Raw genomic sequence first — 20,685 nt, 5'->3', positions numbered from 1 at the left:
GCTGAAGAAGCTATTGAGGATAATTAGCATAATGCTTAAGTGACTCGAGCTGATCTTCTATGATTTGCTGCCAAAGTACTTGCTTGTCCCTGTGTCTTGAATGGTTTGTTTCCTTATCATACAACTGCTGATAACTGGCCTGCTCCTGTGTGATCCGCTGGTAGATAAGTTGAATATCTTTTTCCACCGTTGCATGCCTGAATTTATACTCACTGAGGGCTTTATGCAATTTTCGTGTATATAACTGTGATATGTCGAAATGACCTTGTTCATGGGCCAGGATGTATACCTTCTCTACTTTGGTCCAAGATTTATGCGGATAAAAATTGCATTTCAACTGGTAGGTAAGTTCATTTTCATCATAGCCGTAGTTAATTAGAATAGAGGTACTTGTCAACGCAGCATTATTTGAGCTTTCTATTGGTGCGCCTTTAAAATCGGACCAGTTAAGGATACGACGATTGCGCCAGTTAATTGCTTCTTTTTCAGATCTGGGAGATGTATGTGTAAGGGTAATTCCGGTTTTAAAGGGAATAGAAAATTTATGCTGATTCACCGGGGTATTTAAAATTCCGATGCCGCCCAATATTATCATTAAGTAAGGTAGAATCATGGATTAAACATTTGTCCAGAGCAAAGATGCAAAACTCCTCTTTCAGGTGGTGTGGGTGAATGCTAAAATATGGCAAAAAAATTCCGCCCCGTGAACGGGGCGGACTGCAAGCAACGTTTGAGACCGAAAACTATAAAACTAAACTTTAGGAGCAGCTGCTAAAATTTCAGCTGACACTCCTGAAGCATACTTTTCAAAATTTGCCAGAAACTGATTTGCCAGTGCCTTGCACTTGTAATCATAGGCAGAACTGTCTGGCCAGGTATTGCGTGGATTCAGAACCTCAGATGGAACGCCGGGACATTCCAGCGGCATTTCCATTCCAAATACAGGATGTGTTTCATATTTAGGTGTTTCCATTTTGCCTTCCAGCACTGCTGTAATCATTGCGCGGGTGTAAGAAAGTTTCATTCTGTGACCTATACCATAAGGGCCACCTGTCCATCCGGTATTAACCAGCCAAACTTTTACATTATGCTTACGCAATTTTTCCCCCAGCATTTCAGCATATTTTCCTGGATGAAGTGGAAGGAAAGGAGCGCCGAAACAAGCGCTAAAGGTTGATTTTGGTTCTGTAACCCCAGCTTCAGTTCCTGCAACTTTTGCGGTATAACCAGATATGAACTGGTACATGGCCTGCTCTGTTGTGAGTTTGCTAAGGGGGGGGAAAACACCATATGCGTCGCATGTAAGGAAGAAAACATTCGTTGGAATATTGCCCAGTGAAGGTTCCTGTGCATTACTGATAAAATCCAAAGGATAGGATACCCGGGTATTCTCCGTTATAGATCCGTCGTCAAAATTAATTCGGTTTGTTCCATCAAAAAACATGGTATTCTCCAGCAGGGCGCCCTGTCGTATGGCGTTATATATTTCAGGCTCTTTCTCTTCAGTTAACCCAATGCATTTTGCATAACAGCCACCTTCAAAATTGAAAATATTGTCATCCGTCCAGCCGTGTTCATCATCTCCGATGAGCTTTCTTTTCGGATCAGCACTCAAAGTTGTTTTGCCAGTTCCGCTGAGTCCAAAGAAAAGTGCGGTTTCACCATCCCTTCCCATGTTTGCTGAACAGTGCATGCTAAGGACATTCCGCTCCTGGGGTAATATATAATTCAGTACACTGAAAATGCCCTTCTTGGTTTCACCGGTATACCCTGTTCCTGCAATGAGGATTGTTTTATGGCGGAAAGAGATCACAGCAGCATTATGCTGACGGGTGCCGCATTCTGCCGGATCAAGCAAAAGGTCGGGTGCTGAAAAAATCGTCCATTCTGGTTTGAAGGTTTCCAATTCCTCTTCAGTAGGGCGAAGAAACATATTGTATGAAAAGAGATTGATCCAGGGTTTTTCATTAATTATCCGGATATTCAACCTGTAACGGCTATCTGCACATGCATAAGCGTCACGAACCCAGATTTCAGGGCATTTGGCAAGGTGATCGGTGATTTTCTTCTTAATGATGAAGAAGTACTTTTCGTCGATTCCGATATTAAACTCATTCCAGTGAACTGTATTGGTAGTAAGATCGTCCTTAACGATGAACTTGTCTTTTGGACTCCGGCCGGTAAATTCACCCGTCCTGATCACCAGTGCTCCCGTATCATTTAATACACCCTCACCTAAACGAAGTGTATCCTGGACTAATTCTTCCGGGCTTAATTGATAATGCACATTATCTGCTGCATGGAGACCAATATTTACCAGTTGGTCAACAGGAAACATAATGGTAGGTACTGACATATTCGAACAATCGTTTGTTAGCGCAAATCTATGGGTTGAAAATTAAGAGTACTAACAATGCGTCCATCTAACACTATAGAATTTGTTTAAAAAAACAGCCATTTTTTTAAATAATGTTCAGCAAAATGCTTCTTTTTTGACTTAAAAACACATACTAACAACTGTTAGCTTGAAGGATGGCTATTTTTTTATTTGTTCTATGACTCAGTTTTTTTCACAATATCTGTCCAAATCCACTTTTTTTCAGCAATAGCGAAAATCATGGTTATTTTAGCCACCCGAAATGTCTGAATATGAAATATTTGCCGCTGGATCCAAAGATATTTATTGAAAACAGGAAGAGGTTTGTAAAGGGAATGGAAGCAAGTTCCATAGCTATTTTCAATAGTAATGACGAGCTGCCTACAAATGGCGATGCACTCTTCAGGTTCAAGCAGAATTCTGATTTATACTGGCTAACCGGCATTGAACAGGAGGATACAATGTTGATTTTATTCCCCGCCAACCCTGATCCAAAATACAGGGAGATTTTAGTACTTGTGAGGCCAAACGAGCTCAAGGAGAAATGGGATGGGCGGCGCCACCGCCGGGAGGAGGCCACTGCCATATCGGGCATTAAAACAATTGTTTGGCTTGATAGCTTAGATGCCCTATTGCAACCAATGATCCACCTGGCGGAAACTATCTATCTGAATACGAATGAGAATGACAGGAAAGCAAATCTGGTGCCTGTGAGGGATTATCGTTATGCAGAGGAAATGCGCAAGCGATATCCTCTTCACCAGTATCGTAGAAGCGCGCGTATCCTTAAGGCACTTCGTGCCATAAAAACGCCCCAGGAAATTGTGGTAATGCAGCAAGCTGTTGATATAACGGAGAAGGCTTTCCGTAGATTGTTGAAATTCATCAGGCCTGGTGTAATGGAATATGAGATCGAAGCGGAGATCTACCATGAGTTCCTCCGAAACCGAGCCACCGGTCCGGCCTATGGTAGTATAATCGCCAGTGGTGACAGGGCCAGGACACTTCATTATGTAAGTAATAGTGAGGAATGCAAAGATGGTGAACTTATCCTTATGGATTTCGGGGCAGAGTATGGCGGCTACTGTGCAGATCTTACCCGCACCATTCCGGTAAATGGGAAATTTACAAAACGTCAGAAAGAGGTGTACAATGCATGCCTGGCCTTACACAATTATGCAAAATCAATATTAAAGCCTGGCATAACAATCCTCAACTATACGGAGAAGGTTGGGGATGAGGCTACGAAACAATTCCTGAAAATTGGTTTGTTAACGAAGGATGCTGTAAAGAATGAAGATCCGGAAAACAGGGCATATCGGAAATACCTATACCATGGAATATCCCATCATCTTGGAATAGATGTTCACGACCTTGGTACCCGAACCGAACCAATAAGAGCAGGAATGGTCTTTACGATCGAGCCAGGAATTTATATTGAAGAAGAACAAATGGGGGTACGTATAGAAAACAATGTCTGGATCACCAGAACAGGTAATAAGGATTTATTCGAAAATATTCCCATTACTGCTGAAGAGATAGAAAAACTTATGAAAAAATAACTGCTTAAGTAAACCCTGAACAAAGCATGAAACAAATTCCGAATCTCTTTACCCTTTTAAATCTTGTTTTTGGCTTCATGGCAATAATTGTCATTCTTCAGAATGGCATAACCATGGTGAACGGATCAGCAGGGCAGTATATGGTTGATATGCCTGAAAAGATCTGGCTTGCATCACTTTTCATAGCTATAGCCGCAGTTGTTGATTTCTTTGATGGTTTTATTGCACGCCTTTTGAAAGCTAGTAGTGCAATGGGTAAACAACTGGATTCATTGGCTGATGTTGTGAGTTTTGGCGTGGCACCGGGATTAATCCTATACCAGTTTCTGAGGTTAAGTTTTGCTGCAGATGAGAATGGCCTTGATACCAGTTTAATCTGGTTACTGCCATCAGTCCTTATTCCCTGTGCTGCAGCATACCGTCTCGCGCGATTCAATATTGATGAAAGTCAGTCATATGGATTTAAAGGCGTTCCGGTTCCTGCTGTCGGATTAGTAGTTGCCTCAATGCCACTTATTTATTGGAATACAAATAGTGAAACAGTGATTAATATCCTGTCGAACAGATGGGTACTTTATGCCATAATACTGGTGTTGAGTTATCTAATGGTAAGTACATTACCCATCATGGCATTGAAGTTTAAAGACTACAGTGTACAAAGCAATATTCCCAAACTCATAATTCTCGCCATTGCAATAATTTCAGCTATTGCATTGAAATGGGCGGCCATGCCCGTTATTTTCCTTGCATACATTATTGTATCTTTGGCCCTCAAAAACCGAAAAGAATGACGTTCTCTGTACAGGTTAAAGTAATGCCCCTTAAAGAACTCCTTGATCCTCAGGGCAAGGCTGTTATGGGTGGATTGGGAAATCTTGGACTCAACGCAATAACTGATGTTCGCATAGGAAAAAACATTACACTGCAGGTTGAAGCGGCCGACGGGGATGAAGCCAGATCTATTGCTGAGCAAGCTGCAAAAAAACTTCTCGCAAATCCTGTAATGGAACAATTTGAGATCACCATCAATTGATCTTAAGAACCTTGTTCTTCTTCTAACAAAATTTCCCGATGCTCTACTTAGTTCCGTCGCCCATTGGAAACCTGCAGGATATAACACTAAGGGCTTTGGAAGTGCTGGGTACGGTAGATCTGATCCTGGCTGAGGATACACGGAATTCGGCGAGGTTGTTAACACATTATAATATTCAGAAACCATTAAGTCCGTATCATCAGCATAACGAACATAAAGTTCTGCAGCATCTTGTAGAACAACTGGTGGGTGGAAAAAAAATGGCTGTATTAACTGATGCGGGTACTCCCGGAATATCTGATCCTGCTTTCCTGTTAGTACGTGAATGCATTCGTCATGACATCAGGGTTGAGTGTTTGCCTGGGGCTACCGCTTTTGTTCCTGCATTGGTAAATAGCGGACTCCCGATCAACAGGTTTTGCTTTGAAGGGTTTCTTCCACCAAAAAAAGGAAGGCAGACAATGTTAAAGAGGCTGGCCTTAGAAGAGAGGACCATGGTATTTTACGAATCTCCCATGAGATTGGTTAAAACACTGGAAGAACTCGCCTTATATTTTGGTGGTGAAAGGCAATGCTGTGTAAGCAGGGAGTTAACTAAAATGTTTGAGGAGAATAAAAGGGGAACTCTTTTGGAAGTAGCGGGTTATTTCAGTGGCAAAACTGTTAAAGGGGAGATAGTACTGGTTGTTGCAGGTGTCAATTCTTAATTTTTTATGATTTCATTATCAGGATGCATAGGATATTTGCATTGAATAAACCATAACAATCATGAGATCAGCGATCATCGCAATTTTATTTCTTTCATTTGTAAGCCTTCCCAAAGAAGGATGGGCACAGATCAGGAAGATTCCGGCAGTGGTCACCGATGCTTTCAAATACAAGTATCGCAATGCGGAAAGTGTTGAATGGAAGGATAAGCTCACACATTATGTTGTATACTTCCAGATGAATAATGATCGTTATGAGGCTGGATTTAAAAATGATGGTACTTGGATAAGCTCACAGAAAGATATAACCGAAGATGATGTTCCTGATGCCGTGGAAGAGGGGCTTTCAAAAAGTAAATATGCAGACTGGGAGATTGACAGTTATTACCAGTTGATTTATCCCGATGATCACCTTGAGTACCGTTTGCTAGTTCGCAAATCGGACCTGAATAAGCGGGACCTTATCTTTGCATCAAACGGAAGATTATTAAAAGACAAGCTCACGCTCTGATATAATAAATATTATTAATGCTACGGGGTTCAGATTATTCTGGACCCTGCTTTATTTATTGCATTAGGCATTTTTACTGAAATTTGCAGATCATCGCATCAATCTAACACATACAAGAAAATGAAGTATTTTTTGTTATTACTATTTGTTGTTGGCAGCCTTAGTTTAACACATGCGCAAACAAGCGGTTGGCAACAGCGTGTCCGTTATAAAATGGACATCAATATGGATGTAAATACAAACCGGTTTACAGGTAAGCAACATCTGGAGTACACTAACAATTCTCCGGATACCCTTCACCGTGTTTTTTATCATTTGTATTGGAATGCGTTCCAGCCCAACAGTATGATGGATGCCCGCAGTCGCGAACTCGGCAAGGTCGTACATTCAAATAACCGCCAGGATTGGGATGGACGGGTTCGTGACCGGATACAGAATCTGAAACCTGAAGAAATGGGTTACCAGAAGATCCTTTCGCTAAAAATGAATGGTATGGTTCAATCATTCAAGGTGCATGAAACTATATTGGAAGTTACGCTGACAAAACCAATTTTACCTAAAACCAAGGTGGTTTTTAATATGGAATTTGAAGCCCAGGTGCCTTTGCAGATCCGTCGCTCCGGCAGGGATAATCCAACCACTGGTGTACGTTATAGTATGAGTCAATGGTACCCCAAAATTTGCGAGTATGATTTTGAGGGCTGGCACCCTACACCTTATGTAGCACGTGAATTTCACGGCGTTTGGGGTGATTTTGATGTAAAGATTTCAATTGATAGAAACTATATTCTTGGTGGTACCGGGTATTTACAGAATGCTCAGCAGATAGGCTATGGTTATGAAGCCCCTGGTTCCAGGGTAACCCAACCTACGGGTTCGAAACTCACCTGGCATTTCATTGCACCTGAAGTACACGATTTCATGTGGGCCGCTGATCCGGAGTTCAGGCATATAGTAAGGAAAATTCCCCAGGGCCCTACCATTCACGTACTTTATAATTATAAGGAGAACGACACCAAAAATGATGATGCATGGACGAAGATTGCTGATGCAGCGGTTAAGGTACTTCCGTTTATAGAGAAAAACTTTGGGAAATATCCTTATAAGCAATATTCATTTATACAAGGGGGTGATGGGGGTATGGAATACCCGATGTCAACTTTACTCAGCGGTCCAAGTTTGGGAACAGCTTTCCATGAATGGATGCATAACTGGTACCAGATGGTTCTTGCCACAAATGAGAGCCTCTATGCATGGATGGATGAGGGTTTCACTTCTTATGCAGAAAGCCTGGTGGATCGCTATTACCGCGATGTAAGTTTCGAAGAGAAAGTAACAAGGTCAGCAGAGGGCACAGGGCCCCGGAGAATCGCTGATGAGAAGTCAATGCAGAATCCGCATGCCGGAGCATACCAGAATTATTTTGCATTGGTACGCAGTGGTAAAGAAGAACCAATGACCACCCATTCAGATCATTATGAAACCAATTTCGCTTACAGTATCGCTGCGTATTCAAAAGGGGAGATATTTCTTGAACAACTGGGATATATCGTTGGGGCAGCAACGCGCGATCGCATTCTGCTTGACTATTACAATACCTGGAAATTCAAACATCCCAATGTCAATGATTTTATTAGGGTAGCAGAAAAAAGGAGTGGTATGAAACTGGACTGGTACCGTGAATACTGGGTTAATACAACCAAAACAATCGATTATGGTATTGATAGTTTATTCGAACGTGGTAATGAAACCCGTATCAGGTTGAAACGAAGTGGTAAGATGCCAATGCCAGTTGATGTTATGATTACTTTCCGTGATGGTTCTAAAGAATTGCATTATGTGCCAATGTACCTTATGTTTGGTGCTAAAGGGGTGGAAGAGCCGAAAATGAACAACAAGACATATGAAGCATGGAAGTGGACGCATCCTACATACGAGGTAAGTACATCGAGAAGGCTTCAGGATATCGTTAAGGTGGAAATTGATCCTTCAGGCCGTATGGCTGATGTGAATCCAAAGGATAATACACTTGATCTGAACTGGTGATCACTATTCCATAATTATGATAATGCCGTTGCTTAGCAGCGGCATTATCATTTATGATAAGCCAAAAACGGGCGGCGAATCAGTAGGTAAGGTTAATGATTAACAATATTTGAGGCATCCCTCTCTTGTTGCGACCCAAAAATACAGCGCATTTTTTTCCTGTATATACCACAAAGTGGGTATTTTATCGACCGAAATACTTGTTTACAGCCTCTACCCGGTTGCTTACATGTAGTTTTTCATAAATATGATATACATGTTTACGAACTGTTTCTCCGGTAATGAAAAGTTGGGCAGATATTTCCTTGTATTGTAATCCTTTTGCAAGGAGTTCGAGGATTTCCCTTTCCCTGTTGGAGAGAATGCCAATTGTTCCCAATGCCGTATTTGAGATGTCTGCAATTTCCGGAGTAACTGGTTTATGCTGAAAGGCAGCTACTACCTTGCGGGCAATCTGGGTACTCATGGGAGCCCCACCTTCATTGAGTTCTCTAATGGCCTCCAGTAATTTGGCGGGCGAGGTTTTCTTGAGAATATATCCGCTTGCCCCGGCGCTGAGAGCTTCGAAGATCTTTTCATCCTCTTCATACACGGTGCACATCATGAAAAGAATTTCAGGATTTTCGGGCTTCATTCTTCTCACACATTCAATACCACTCATGCCTCCAAGATTTATATCCATCAAAACTACTTTGGGCTGTAGCAATGGCATTTTGCTTATCGCCTCTTCGGCACTAGAAAAACTTCCCAACAATTGAAATTCTTCCGAAAGCTGAACGATCTCTTCAAGGGCCAGCCTTATATCGTGAGTGTCATCTACAATACATACAGTTATAGCCATAGTGCAAAGTTGCGCTTATATATGATTTCTGCAATACCACAAAGTGGTAATTGTGGAGAGTTACCGGTGTACATAAATCACATATTTTTCGCGGAAAAATTCTTCCGGGAAAAGGCTAAATACTTCAAGTACATGAGGCTTGACACCACTCTCTGAGATTTCCTGGGAGAGATCACCGCCTTTAAGGCAGATTAGTCCCGATGCCGGATACTCACCTTCTGAAGGGCGTTTAAGGAGGAGTGGTCGGCTCCATTGCCAGAGCGTTTTTAAGGGTGCAACCGCCCTGCTCACAGCATAATCAAACTTCCGGTCGCGGATTTCTTCCACCCTGCCATGCCGGGTAGATATATTCGTTAAACCAATGGCATTTACTACCTCTTTTACCACCGTTAATTTCTTATTGATACTATCTGCCAGCAGGAATTCGGATTCGGGAAAAAAAATGGCCAGGGGAATTCCAGGAAACCCACCCCCAGTACCAATATCAATAATCTTTGATCCGGGAGGAAATGAAAAAGCTGCGGCAATACTCAGTGAATGCAATACATGATTTTCATAAAGGTGGTCTATATCCTTTCTGGAGATTACATTGATCTTACTATTCCAATTGAGATACAAATCCCCCAGAGCATTAAGTTGTTCTTTTTGCCTGGGAGTAAAATCAGTAAAATATTTCTCGATCAGCTCCAGTTTTGACGGGGTTTTTTCCATAATGCAATTGCAAAGATGCAATAATAAAAGAACATCCAAATATCATAGAGCCACCACAAGGCCCATAGATCTTTTTCACCCAGTTTGATCATTGAGCGGTAATTTATCAGGGCCTGACTGATAAATCGCAATCCAAAAACTGCGAGCGTAAGTTGCCAGTTGTATACCAATAGGCTTAAAAGGAATAATGGATAATAAAGAAACAGGGAGAGGGTATACAATCCAAGTAAAAATCTGAACATGGGCCGATAGTATTTACCTGTAGTATAATGTCTGGTCTTCTGACGGTACCAGTTCCCGAATGTCTTTTCTGCTTCAGACAAAGTGAAAGCTTCCGGGTCAAGTACCACCTTTACATTGCTTGCAGTGGCAACTTTGTTTATGAACAGATCATCATCTCCCCCGGGTAAGTGGTTGATGGAACTAAAACCTTTATTTTTCAGGAATAGTTCTCTTTTATAGGATAAGTTTCGTCCAACTCCCATATAAGGTATTCCTGCGAGCGCATATGAAAGGTATTGCTGTGCGGTATGAAAAGTTTCAAAACGGATAAGTTTGTTTAATAAGCCTGGCCGTTTGTGGTAGGCCCCATACCCTAATACAATATCAACGCCTGGTTCATAGGCGTCCTGCATTTTGTATAGCCAATGTTCAGAAGCGGGTACACAGTCCGCGTCTGTCAGGAGTAGCACCTCATGATTTGCTTCTCTGATACCCATCGAGAGTGGGTATTTTTTTCCGGGTATTCCTTTCGCCTCCTGTTCCAGATTAACTATTTCCAGTCCTTTGAATGTTTTCCTGAATTCTTCCAGGAGGTAGCGGGTATCATCCTGACTATTATGATTAACGACAAGGATCTCGTGAGTGCTGGGATATTTTTGGAACAAGACTCCGGGAAGGTTTCTTGCCAGGTTACCAGCCTCATCGCGAGCGCAGATTACAACTGAAACAGGATGTTGCTGATTGATTTCTTTAGGTTTTTTCCTGAAAAAAGCCAATCTGCTGAAAAATCCCCAATAATATAGGAGTTGGATAAAACTGATGACACAAAAAATGACGAAGGCGGTGAGCCGCCAGTTAAACTGAAGCTGCGATAAATCCATAAACATCTGGGCTTGGGGTGTTTTGTCTGCTGACTACAAAAATACGTTTAGGTTAAGATTATTGGCATGTGAATCATCAACAACTGGGGATAACTCCATCGCAGCCCCTACCTTTGCGGCCATGTCAGCACTTTCTTTCTGTCTCCAGCATCAGGATCCATCGTCCAAAGCACGGGCGGGTATCATTAACACTGACCATGGCAGTATTCAAACACCCATATTCATGCCCGTGGGTACAGTAGGTAGCGTTAAAGCAGTATCACAGCAGCAATTGCAGGATGAGGTTAAGGCAACAATCATACTTGGTAATACCTATCATCTTTACCTCAGACCTGGAACGGAGGTATTACAGGCAGCAGGGGGATTACACCGTTTCAATGGCTGGAATCACCCCATCCTTACAGATAGCGGTGGCTACCAGGTGTTTTCGCTGGCTGGTAACCGAAAGCTGACGGAAGATGGAGCATTGTTTCAATCGCATATAGATGGGTCAAAGCATATGTTCACCCCCGAAAGTGTAATGGATATTCAACGGGTGATTGGTGCAGATATCATTATGGCCTTTGATGAATGTCCGCCTTACCCCAGCAATTATGAATATGCCAGGAAATCTATGGACCTAACCCATCGATGGTTAAGCAGATGTGTTAACCGTTTGGCTGAAACCCCTGACCTGTATGGATATTCGCAGAACCTTTTCCCTATTGTACAGGGTAGCACTTTTGCTGATCTCAGGAAGGCATCCTGCGAATACATTTCTTCGAAAGGGGCAGTGGGTAATGCTATTGGCGGTCTTAGTGTGGGCGAACCTGAAGAAATGATGTATGAACTTACTGCACTCTGTTGCGAAAACCTGCCTGAAGATAAGCCCCGCTATCTCATGGGTGTAGGTACTCCCTGGAATATTCTGGAGAATATTTCCTTAGGGGTGGATATGTTTGATTGTGTTATGCCAACACGTAATGGTAGGAATGCTATGTTGTTTACAAGCAAAGGGGTAATAAACATAGATAATAAAAAATGGGAAAAGGATTTTTCACCTATTGATGAAGGGATTGATTGCAATTTCAGTAATTATTATAGTAAGGCCTATTTACGTCACCTTGTAAAAGCAAAGGAGATACTTGGATTAACGATTGCGAGTATACATAATCTGGGTTTCTATCTCTGGCTTGTAAAACAGGCGCGTGAACATATTATCGTCGGAGATTTCCAACGCTGGAAAAATGAGATGATCCCTGTGCTTAAAACCAGATGCTGATCTTCTTAACCTTAATTCAACATATATTTCGCCTACTTTTGATTGTGGTAACAGAGAAATAAATGAAGATCCTCGACTGGTATATATTTAAAAAATTCATGGTGACCTTCGTGTTCACCATCCTCACGATCACCATTATTGCAATGGTTATAGATGCCAGTGAAAAAACAGATGATTTTGTTAAATCGGGGCTACCATTTACCGGGATTATTACCAAGTATTATTTTGGATTTATCCCCTTCATAATTTCAATGATCTTCCCACTGATAGTATTTATATCAGTTATATTCTTCACATCTAAACTGGCAGGCAGATCTGAAACGGTTGCCATTCTCGCAGCTGGTATTCCATATAACAGGATGTTACGTCCTTACCTGATGGGAGCGACCCTGCTTTCGCTATTAATGCTTTGGGCAAATGCGTATGTAATTCCGAGAGCTAATGAGATCCATAGTTCATTTAAGCAGACATATATTGACAAGCACAGCACTTATTATGCAGGGCAGGGAGGTAGCCGGGATTTTTATTTCAGGGCAGATACCAACACGTTTGTTGGAATGAAATATTATGACACGCTCAATAAATCAGCCAGTAGTTTTTTTCTCGAAAAGGTAAAGGATAACCAGGTGTTCTATAATCTGCGTTCAGATTACATCAGATGGGATACTGCAACCCGGAAATGGCGTGCGGAAAATGCATTTGAAAGAAAGATTGACGGGCTGAAAGAAACAGTAGTTCGACACCAGTTTATCATCGTTGACCTGAATATGAAACCCGATGAATTACGTCGGGATGAATACATGAAAGATAAGTTTACAACACCTGAGTTGTATACTTTCATCCAGCGGGAAGAACAGCGGGGAACAGAGGGACTTAATACCTATAAAGTAGAATTATACCGCCGCTTTGCAACACCGGTTTCTGTTTTCATACTTGCGATCATGGGAGTGGCCGTTGCGGCAAGAAAAACGAGGGGCGGTAGTGGGCTTCATATGGCATTTGGAATAGTTACCGCGGCATTATTCGTAGTGATGGATAGATTCTCAACCGTTTTTTCTACAAAAGGCAGTTTCCCGCCCGCACTGGCTGCCTGGCTTCCAAATATAATATTCGCTGTTGTTGCATGGTGGCTTTACCGGAATGCTCCAAAATAATTATCATTGGATTTTAATGGCTTACATTCAGCACTGATATCAAATAATCTTTGTTGTACCACTGACAATAGCTAATTTTATTGGTTATAGCAAGTCGGAAATTCTAACGATAGTACATATATAAATTGTTCTTAATGGACACATACAAAGAGAAATTCAAATCAAAAGCGGATGCGGCAGGAGCCGAAATCAAAGACCTATTGAAAGAGCATGGTAACAAAAAGATTGGAGATGTGCATTTATCCCAGATCTACCAGGGTATGCGTGGAATGACTGGATTGGTTTCTGAAACTTCACTTCTTGACTCCCAGGAAGGAATTCGTTTTCGCGGTTATTCAATTCCCGAATTACAAGTGAAGTTACCTAAAGCTAAAAATGGAAGCGAGCCATTGCCTGAGGGACTTTTTCATTTGATGCTGTATGGTGAATTGCCAACTGAAGCTGATGTAAACGAGATGACTGCAAAATGGCAGCGACGGTCACATGTGCCTACACATGTATTCAATACCATCGATGCTCTACCCCTCAGTACTCACCCTATGACAATGTTCGTGGTAGGGATAATGGCGCTTCAAACCGAAAGTAACTTTGCAAAGGAATACTCAAAGGGCATGAACAAAAAAGATTATTGGGATTATGCCTTTGATGATGCCATGGATCTTATAGCAAGGTTGCCAAGAATTGCCGCTTACGTATATAGGAGGAAGTATAAAAACAATGAGCATATTCAACCAAATGGTCTGCTTGATTGGGCAGGTAATTTTGCCCACATGCTAGGCTATGAGAACGAAGGCTTTCATGAGCTCATGCGTCTATATATGACAATTCATGCCGATCATGAAGGAGGTAACGTATCAGCACATACCACCCACCTTGTGGGTTCAGCTCTAAGTGATCCGTATCTCAGTTTTGCAGCGGGAATGAATGGTCTTGCGGGACCATTACATGGACTTGCAAATCAGGAAGTAATTAAATGGATATTCGAAATGCAGGAGCATTTAGGCGCTGATAATCCATCTAAAGAGCAGATTGCTACGTATGTGCAGGATACCATTTCTGCCGGTAAAGTTGTTCCGGGTTACGGACATGCTGTTTTGCGAAAAACAGACCCACGATTTACTGCCCAGATGGAATTTGGTAAAAAGCATATGCCGGATGATCCCCTCTGCCAGACAGTATGGAATATATATGATACTGTGCCTCCAATTTTGCAGAGCCTCGGCAAAATTAAGAATCCATGGCCTAATGTGGATGCACATAGTGGGGCCTTGCTGATTCATTTTGGACTCAAAGAATATGAGTTTTATACTGTCATGTTCGGTGTTAGCCGTGCATTGGGCGTAATGGCCAGCCTGATATGGAGCCGTGCACTTTCTTTCCCACTCGAAAGGCCAAAATCTGTGACCACCGAGCTTGTGAAAAAATGGCTTAAAGGTGAGGAAGAGGTTTGGGGGGAATAACGTAGTGCTTAACATAACAAATAGTAAATCCGGCTTTGGCTGGATTTTTTTTATTGTTGCCATTTTGAAAATAATTAACAGCATAAGATTTGGCTAAACGATGTTTAAACATTAATTTTGCTTTATCATTAAAACTCAAACATTATGGCAACCTGGAAAATTGATAACAATCACTCTGAAATTGCATTTAAAGTAAAGCATCTCGTAATTTCTACAGTAACTGGAAAATTCACCAGTTTTGAAGGAACAATAGAATCTGAATCCGATGATTTTAAAGATGCTAAAATTGACTTTACAGCTGATATTGATAGTATCACTACCGGAAACGACCAAAGAGATGGACACCTTAAATCTGCAGATTTCTTTGATGCAGGAAGTCATCCTAAATTAGAATTCCATTCCACTTCTTTTACGAATAAATCAGGGAATGATTACCAGTTAACCGGTGATTTAACTCTTCGAGGTACAACAAAGCATGTAACTCTTGCTGTAGAGTTTGGCGGTATTCAGAATGATTTTTATGGAAATACTGTAGCTGGTTTTGAATTAACAGGTAAAATCAACCGTCAGGATTATGGATTGGCATGGAGTGCGGTAACAGAAGCAGGAGGCATTGTAGTAGCTGATGAAGTTAAACTTCTCATCAACGTCGAGGTTATAAAACAATCTTAAGAGGTCGAATTCATTATATATTATATCCGATTTTTATTCCCGCCAATAGGCGGGAAATTTTTGTTGGTATCAAACAGGGTTCTATATTTGCACACCCTGTTTAAGGGGATATGTTCTTAAAAATTGGGGAATTAGCTCAGCTGGCTAGAGCGCTTGCATGGCATGCAAGAGGTCACCGGTTCGACTCCGGTATTCTCCACTTTATTCAGGGAATGCGATGGCATTCCCTTTTTTATGCTTACTTATGGCATTCTTTGCTTTTGCTGCCACAATTTTGAAACCGATTTCCTAATTATGTAATATCACTCTTGTATTTATACTTATTTTTGAGATATTATTACTCCTTGCGAATATTATTTACCATACTAGCATTTGTTTACCTTTCCCTAAGCACAGGAATCGCATTAAACATCCACTACTGTATGGGCAAACTGGCCGATTGGAGCTTGTTTGAACCGAGTAAAAATAACTGCTCTGAATGCGGTATGGATATTCATTCTTCAGAGAGCAAAGGTTGTTGTGATAATGAAGCATGTTTTGTAAAGTTGGATCAGGATCAGAAAAAAGCAGCTGAAAATCTATTTACCACTTATGAACCTATTATTAATGAGGTTCATTTCTCTTATTTTACTGCTGAAAAAGTATTTTTCGCAGAAAAGCGCATACCTAACTCCAATGCGCCACACCGAACGGTCAGTCATCCAATTTTTCTTTTTATTGGGTCCATTCGTATTTGATAAAATTATCCTTCAGTAATATAAATATTGCTGTAGTGCATAATCATGTCTTTTATTTTATCTCCCTAATTTTCGATTATGGTACATGGTCTCATCGAATGGAGCCTGCGTAACAGATATATAGTCTTGTTATTGTCGCTTGGCCTTTTCATTGCTGGAATATTTGCTATAAAGAAAAATCCGATCGATGCTATTCCGGATCTTTCGGAGAATCAGGTAATAGTGTTCACCGAATGGATGGGACGTGCGCCCCAGCTGGTAGAAGACCAGATCACCTATCCATTGGTTACAAACTTACAAGGTCTGCCACGAATTAAGTATGTACGGGGATCATCAATGTTTGGAATGAGTTTTATCTATGTGATCTTCGAAGATGATGTGGACATCTACTGGGCACGTGAAAGAGTTTTGGAAAGGCTTAGTACCGTTAGCAGGAGTCTTCCACCTGGCATAAGTCCCCAGCTCGGGCCGGATGGTACCGGCGTTGGTCACATTCTTTGGTATACCCTTAATGCAGAGAATATGGACCTTGGTGAACAGCGGGCCATTCAAGATTGGTATGTCCGGTTTGCATTGCAAAATGTACCTGGGGTTAGTGAGATCGCTTCCTTCGGTGGATTTCAAAAGCAATACCAGGTTACAATTCAGCCAAATAAACTACTTTATTTCAAATTATCTATTTCAGATGTAATCGCAGCAATTCGTTCTAATAATAATGAAAGTGGTGGTAGGAAATTTGAAATGAGTGATATTGGATATATCATCAAAACGAGCGGCTACCTCAAATCGGTTGAGGAGATTGAAAATATACCAATTGCAAATAATGGGGGAATACCTGTTCGTGTGTCTGATATTGGAACCGTACAAATGACGGGAGAATCACGACTTGGAATTTTTGATCAGGATGGGGAAGGGGAAAAGGTTGGAGGAATTGTAGTGATGCGTTATGGAGAAAACGCTTCGGAGGTAATTGACCGAGTGAAAGTAAAAATGGAGGAAATTTCCCTTGGCCTCCCTAAGGGTGTGAAATTCGACATTGTTTATGACCGGGGAGAACTTATCAAAGAGTCTATTTCCTCCATTAAGACAACACTCGTTGAAGAAATGATAGTAGTGTCACTTGTTGTGATTATTTTTCTTTTCCATTGGCGTAGTGCCCTTAGTATTATCATACAGATACCCGTCACAATAGCAGCCAGTTTTCTTCTTCTGAATGGATTCGGAATCTCCTCCAACATTATGTCTCTGACTGGAATAGCACTTGCAATTGGTGTAATTGTGGATAATGGGATTATAATGAGTGAAAATGCCTATAAACACCTGGGAGAAAAATATGCAAACTGGTTAAAGACCAACAAGCCATATAAAAATTGGATCACTGAAGAGGAACGTTTACAGACCATAGAAAAATCGAGTAAACAGGTGAGCAGAGGTGTATTCTTCGCAACTGTTATCATCATTACTTCCTTTCTTCCGGTTTTCATGCTCACCGGGCAGGAAGGCAAAATGTTTCACCCCCTTGCATACACCAAGACTTTTATAATGGTAGTGGATGCATTGTTGGTTATTACACTCGCACCGGTATTAATATCCTTTTTCATGAAAGGAAAATTCCGCCCCGATAATGCAAATCCGGTTAATCGGTTACTGGAACGGATTTATGAACCCATAATCCGATGGGTATTAAAATGGAGAAAAACGACCATAGCAATCAATATAATTGCTCTTTTAATAACGGTGCCCCTGATGATGAGGGTAGGAACAGAATTTATCCCGCCACTTGATGAACAAAGCATACTCTTCATGCCAGTCACTTTACCGGATATCAGCAATGGTGAAGCGAAGCGTATTTTACAAGTACAGGATAAAATAATTAAATCAGTACCTGAAGTAGAAAAGGTATTAGGAAAGGCTGGCCGTGCAAGTACTGCAACCGATAATTCTCCTATTAGTATGATTGAGACTATTATAATGCTTAAGCCAAAAGATCAATGGCGGGATGGAGTTACTAAAAAAGATATTATTAATGAGTTGGATCGGAAGCTTCAGATTCCTGGTGTTGTAAATGGATGGACCCAGCCTATCATAAATCGTATTAATATGCTTTCAACCGGAATCCGTACTGATGTCGGCATTAAAGTTTTTGGGCAGCATCTGGATACAATCGCATCGGTTTCGGAAAAAATTAAACACGCGCTTGAAGGAACTCCTGGCATAACTGATCTGTATGTTGAACCTATAACTGGGGGGAAATATATGCATATGGAACCTGACAGGGCATCATTGGCAAGATTCGGTTTAACGATTGATGATGTGAACTCCACCGTTGAAGCTGCACTGGGAGGCAGTGCAATTGGTCAGACTATAGAAGGACGCCAACGATTCAGTATTAATGTAAGACTTGCACAGGATTACAGAAACAGTATTGAAAGAATCAAGCGAATACCCCTACAAAGCAAGGCTTTCGGTGAAGTGGCACTTGGATCTGTGGCTAATGTATCTCTTCAGGATGGTCCACCTATGATTAATTCTGAAAATGCTTTATTACGTGGGGCCGTCATGTTTAATGTGCGTGACCGCGATCTCGGAGGGACAGTAAAAGATGCTATAGCTAAACTCAATAATCAAAAGGGAATTCTTCCGGAAGGATATTACCTTGAATGGAGTGGACAATATGAAAATCTAATAAGAGGACAACAGACCTTATTATGGATTGCCCCCATTGTTCTTCTCATAATTTTCTTCTCGCTTTATTTTGCTTTTCATTCCATCAGGGAAGCTTTCTTAAGTCTTATCACAGTACCATTTGCTCTTATAGGAGGTGCTTATATGATTTATTTGTGGGGAGTGAATCTTTCTGTTGGTGTTGCGGTAGGATTTATAGCACTTTTTGGTATTGCAGTTGAAACGGGCATTGTAATGGTAATATACCTTAATGATGCAATGCAGCAGTTAGTGGCAAAGAAAGGAAACAGTTCAGCTTCTATTACAAAGGACGATTTGCGAGAATATGTGGTAATGGGTGCAGCCAAGCGATTAAGGCCTAAACTCATGACAGTATGTGTGTCCCTTTTTGGATTGGTTCCCATTTTGTGGGCAACCGGAGTTGGCACCGATATAATGAAACCTATTGTACTTCCTATGATAGGAGGTGTGCTTACTTCTTCCACTCATATTCTCTTGGTAACACCTCTTATTTTTCTGATCACCAAAGAATATGAATTAAGGAAATATAAAAAAATCGAGATCCATGAAACAAATCATTAATCTGGGCATTTGGATACTATCCATTCAGAATATTGCTTCTGCGCAGGATACAACTATGATGAGCTTGCAGGCGATTTTGGAAAGAATTGATAGCAATAATATATTATTGAAATCATATGATCTGAAAGCTCGTAGTTATCAGTTTAGTGCTGAGGCATCTACTGCATGGATGGCTCCCATGGTTGGTGCTGGAACCTTTATGTATCCCTATTCAAAACCTATGGATGACAGGGATAAGGGTTCATTTATGATCAAACTGGAGCAAGAAATTCCCAATCCCCATAAACAGAAGGCCAAAAAATCATTCATACAAAGTAAAGGAGAGATTGATCTGGCTGAAAGGGTTATTACATTGAATGATCTCAAAGCAATGGGCAAGAAACTTTATTATAACTGGGTGGTGGCCGAGAAGAAACGTGGCATTTTGGAAAAGAATGAAAGGATACTGGAAACAATGAAAAAAATTGAAGAGGTTCGGTATCCATATAACCAAAGCTTATTGGGAAATATCTTTCGCGCTGAGGCTCAGATTGAACAGAACAGGAATATGCTTATAATGCTGGAGGGTGAGATTAATAAAAGCAGGGCAATCCTAAATAGCCTCATGAACGAAAGAGGAGATTTTGTTTTCACTATCGATACCACCAGCCTTCCTGAGTTTAAAACAAATCTGCATGATACTGCTTTTTTATCTTCATTGCGCGGAGACATTAAAAAGATGGATGTATCAATTCAATCAATGGCGTTGAATATTCAATCCATGAAATTAGAACGTAAGCCTGATTTCAGGGTAAGCTATGATCATATGACTCCGCGTGCTTCAATGATGCCGAATGCATTCAGTATTATGGCTATGGTAAGTATACCCATTGCACCGTGGGCATCAAAAATGTACAGGAATGATATCAAAGCTATGGAGTTAACTATTGACGCCATGCAGAATGAGCGATCAGCTATGCTGCAGGAAACACAAGGAATGCTTTATGGGATGCAGTATGAAATAATATCCATGCAGGCTCGCATCAATGCAATGGAAGTAAAGATTTTGCCAGCATTGCAGAAAGCCTTTGATGTTAATTATTTATCCTATCAGGAAAATAAACTTCCTCTTACAACCCTTATCGGTGATTGGGAAGCATTATCAATGATGCAGGTAAATATTGCAGACGAGAAGGCTAAACTCTATCAAATGATTGTAGACTATGAAAGGGAAATATATAAATAGCATTGGTTTATTCTTATT

The 20,685-nt window shown here is 41.1% G+C and carries 18 protein-coding genes and 1 tRNA gene; 14 read left to right on the top strand and 5 right to left on the bottom strand.

The window, feature by feature from the left end:
* Positions 1 to 10 precede the first annotated feature (10 nt).
* Together HY58_RS10510 and pckA are read right to left on the bottom strand one after the other, a co-directional pair.
* Positions 11 to 556 carry a DUF922 domain-containing protein gene (locus HY58_RS10510; protein ID WP_172644642.1) on the bottom strand — a complete coding sequence of 182 codons (546 nt, stop codon included), beginning with the start codon at positions 554 to 556 and terminating at the stop codon, positions 11 to 13.
* A 195-nt stretch (positions 557 to 751) separates the two neighbouring features.
* Entirely contained in the window at positions 752 to 2,356 is a 1,605-nt protein-coding gene (gene pckA, locus HY58_RS10505) for a phosphoenolpyruvate carboxykinase (ATP) (protein ID WP_052324041.1), read from the bottom strand.
* Positions 2,357 to 2,649: 293 nt separating this feature from the next.
* On the opposite strand from pckA, the gene HY58_RS10500 reads away from it, so the two are divergent.
* The 6 genes from HY58_RS10500 to HY58_RS10475 all read left to right on the top strand — a co-directional run bounded on the left by HY58_RS10500 (position 2,650) and on the right by HY58_RS10475 (position 8,236).
* Positions 2,650 to 3,939: an aminopeptidase P family protein gene (locus tag HY58_RS10500; RefSeq protein WP_039131526.1), complete on the top strand. Its 1,290-nt coding sequence runs from the start codon at positions 2,650 to 2,652 to the stop codon at positions 3,937 to 3,939.
* Positions 3,940 to 3,965: 26 nt separating this feature from the next.
* Complete coding sequence (locus HY58_RS10495) at positions 3,966 to 4,730, top strand: phosphatidylcholine/phosphatidylserine synthase (protein WP_039131524.1); 765 nt, start codon at positions 3,966 to 3,968, stop codon at positions 4,728 to 4,730.
* Positions 4,727 to 4,972, top strand: coding sequence for a phosphoribosylformylglycinamidine synthase subunit PurS (purS, locus tag HY58_RS10490; RefSeq protein WP_039131521.1), 246 nt, complete (start codon positions 4,727 to 4,729; stop codon positions 4,970 to 4,972). Before HY58_RS10495 ends, purS begins: the two co-directional genes overlap by 4 nt.
* A gap of 38 nt (positions 4,973 to 5,010) precedes the next feature.
* Positions 5,011 to 5,679: a 16S rRNA (cytidine(1402)-2'-O)-methyltransferase gene (gene rsmI / locus HY58_RS10485; protein WP_039131517.1), complete on the top strand. Its 669-nt coding sequence runs from the start codon at positions 5,011 to 5,013 to the stop codon at positions 5,677 to 5,679.
* A 61-nt stretch (positions 5,680 to 5,740) separates the two neighbouring features.
* A complete protein-coding gene (locus HY58_RS10480) occupies positions 5,741 to 6,190 on the top strand; it encodes a PepSY-like domain-containing protein (protein ID WP_039131516.1) in 450 nt (149 codons plus the stop codon).
* Between the two features lie 120 nt (positions 6,191 to 6,310).
* Positions 6,311 to 8,236 (top strand): M1 family metallopeptidase, encoded by a 1,926-nt coding sequence (locus HY58_RS10475; protein ID WP_039131514.1) that lies wholly within the window; start codon positions 6,311 to 6,313, stop codon positions 8,234 to 8,236.
* A 184-nt stretch (positions 8,237 to 8,420) separates the two neighbouring features.
* Here HY58_RS10475 and HY58_RS10470 read toward each other — a convergent pair whose 3' ends face one another.
* Genes HY58_RS10470 through HY58_RS10460 form a run of 3 tightly spaced genes read right to left on the bottom strand, consistent with a single transcriptional unit; the run spans position 8,421 to position 10,891 of the window.
* Positions 8,421 to 9,077, bottom strand: coding sequence for a response regulator transcription factor (locus HY58_RS10470; RefSeq protein WP_039131513.1), 657 nt, complete (start codon positions 9,075 to 9,077; stop codon positions 8,421 to 8,423).
* A gap of 60 nt (positions 9,078 to 9,137) precedes the next feature.
* Positions 9,138 to 9,788: a 16S rRNA (guanine(527)-N(7))-methyltransferase RsmG gene (rsmG, locus tag HY58_RS10465; RefSeq protein WP_253271545.1), complete on the bottom strand. Its 651-nt coding sequence runs from the start codon at positions 9,786 to 9,788 to the stop codon at positions 9,138 to 9,140.
* Complete coding sequence (locus HY58_RS10460; RefSeq protein ID WP_052324070.1) at positions 9,758 to 10,891, bottom strand: glycosyltransferase; 1,134 nt, start codon at positions 10,889 to 10,891, stop codon at positions 9,758 to 9,760. The genes rsmG and HY58_RS10460 overlap by 31 nt, the downstream gene beginning before the upstream one ends.
* 121 nt (positions 10,892 to 11,012) lie before the next feature.
* On the opposite strand from HY58_RS10460, the gene tgt reads away from it, so the two are divergent.
* The 8 genes from tgt to HY58_RS10420 all read left to right on the top strand — a co-directional run bounded on the left by tgt (position 11,013) and on the right by HY58_RS10420 (position 20,667).
* The gene (gene tgt, locus HY58_RS10455) at positions 11,013 to 12,152 is read left to right on the top strand and encodes a tRNA guanosine(34) transglycosylase Tgt (protein WP_039131511.1); all 1,140 of its coding nucleotides are present in this window, start codon (positions 11,013 to 11,015) and stop codon (positions 12,150 to 12,152) included.
* Between the two features lie 62 nt (positions 12,153 to 12,214).
* Positions 12,215 to 13,306: an LptF/LptG family permease gene (locus tag HY58_RS10450; RefSeq protein WP_039131509.1), complete on the top strand. Its 1,092-nt coding sequence runs from the start codon at positions 12,215 to 12,217 to the stop codon at positions 13,304 to 13,306.
* Between the two features lie 134 nt (positions 13,307 to 13,440).
* Positions 13,441 to 14,766, top strand: coding sequence for a citrate (Si)-synthase, eukaryotic (locus HY58_RS10445; protein ID WP_039131508.1), 1,326 nt, complete (start codon positions 13,441 to 13,443; stop codon positions 14,764 to 14,766).
* 144 nt (positions 14,767 to 14,910) lie between these two features.
* On the top strand, positions 14,911 to 15,438 hold the full coding sequence (locus HY58_RS10440) for a YceI family protein (protein WP_039131507.1): 528 nt from the start codon (positions 14,911 to 14,913) through the stop codon (positions 15,436 to 15,438).
* 125 nt (positions 15,439 to 15,563) lie between these two features.
* Positions 15,564 to 15,637, top strand: a tRNA-Ala gene (locus HY58_RS10435).
* 223 nt (positions 15,638 to 15,860) lie between these two features.
* A complete protein-coding gene (locus HY58_RS18860; protein WP_052324040.1) occupies positions 15,861 to 16,175 on the top strand; it encodes a hypothetical protein in 315 nt (104 codons plus the stop codon).
* Positions 16,176 to 16,253: 78 nt separating this feature from the next.
* Positions 16,254 to 19,442: an efflux RND transporter permease subunit gene (locus tag HY58_RS10425; RefSeq protein WP_039131506.1), complete on the top strand. Its 3,189-nt coding sequence runs from the start codon at positions 16,254 to 16,256 to the stop codon at positions 19,440 to 19,442.
* Positions 19,426 to 20,667, top strand: a complete 1,242-nt coding sequence (locus HY58_RS10420) for a TolC family protein (protein ID WP_039131505.1) — start codon at positions 19,426 to 19,428, stop codon at positions 20,665 to 20,667. Before HY58_RS10425 ends, HY58_RS10420 begins: the two co-directional genes overlap by 17 nt.
* Positions 20,668 to 20,685: the final 18 nt, after the last annotated feature.

The organism is Flavihumibacter sp. ZG627 (genome assembly GCF_000814325.1).
GTDB lineage: Bacteria > Bacteroidota > Bacteroidia > Chitinophagales > Chitinophagaceae > Flavihumibacter.
Note: the sequence above shows the minus strand (reverse complement) of the source record. Positions and strands in the feature narration are given on the sequence as shown.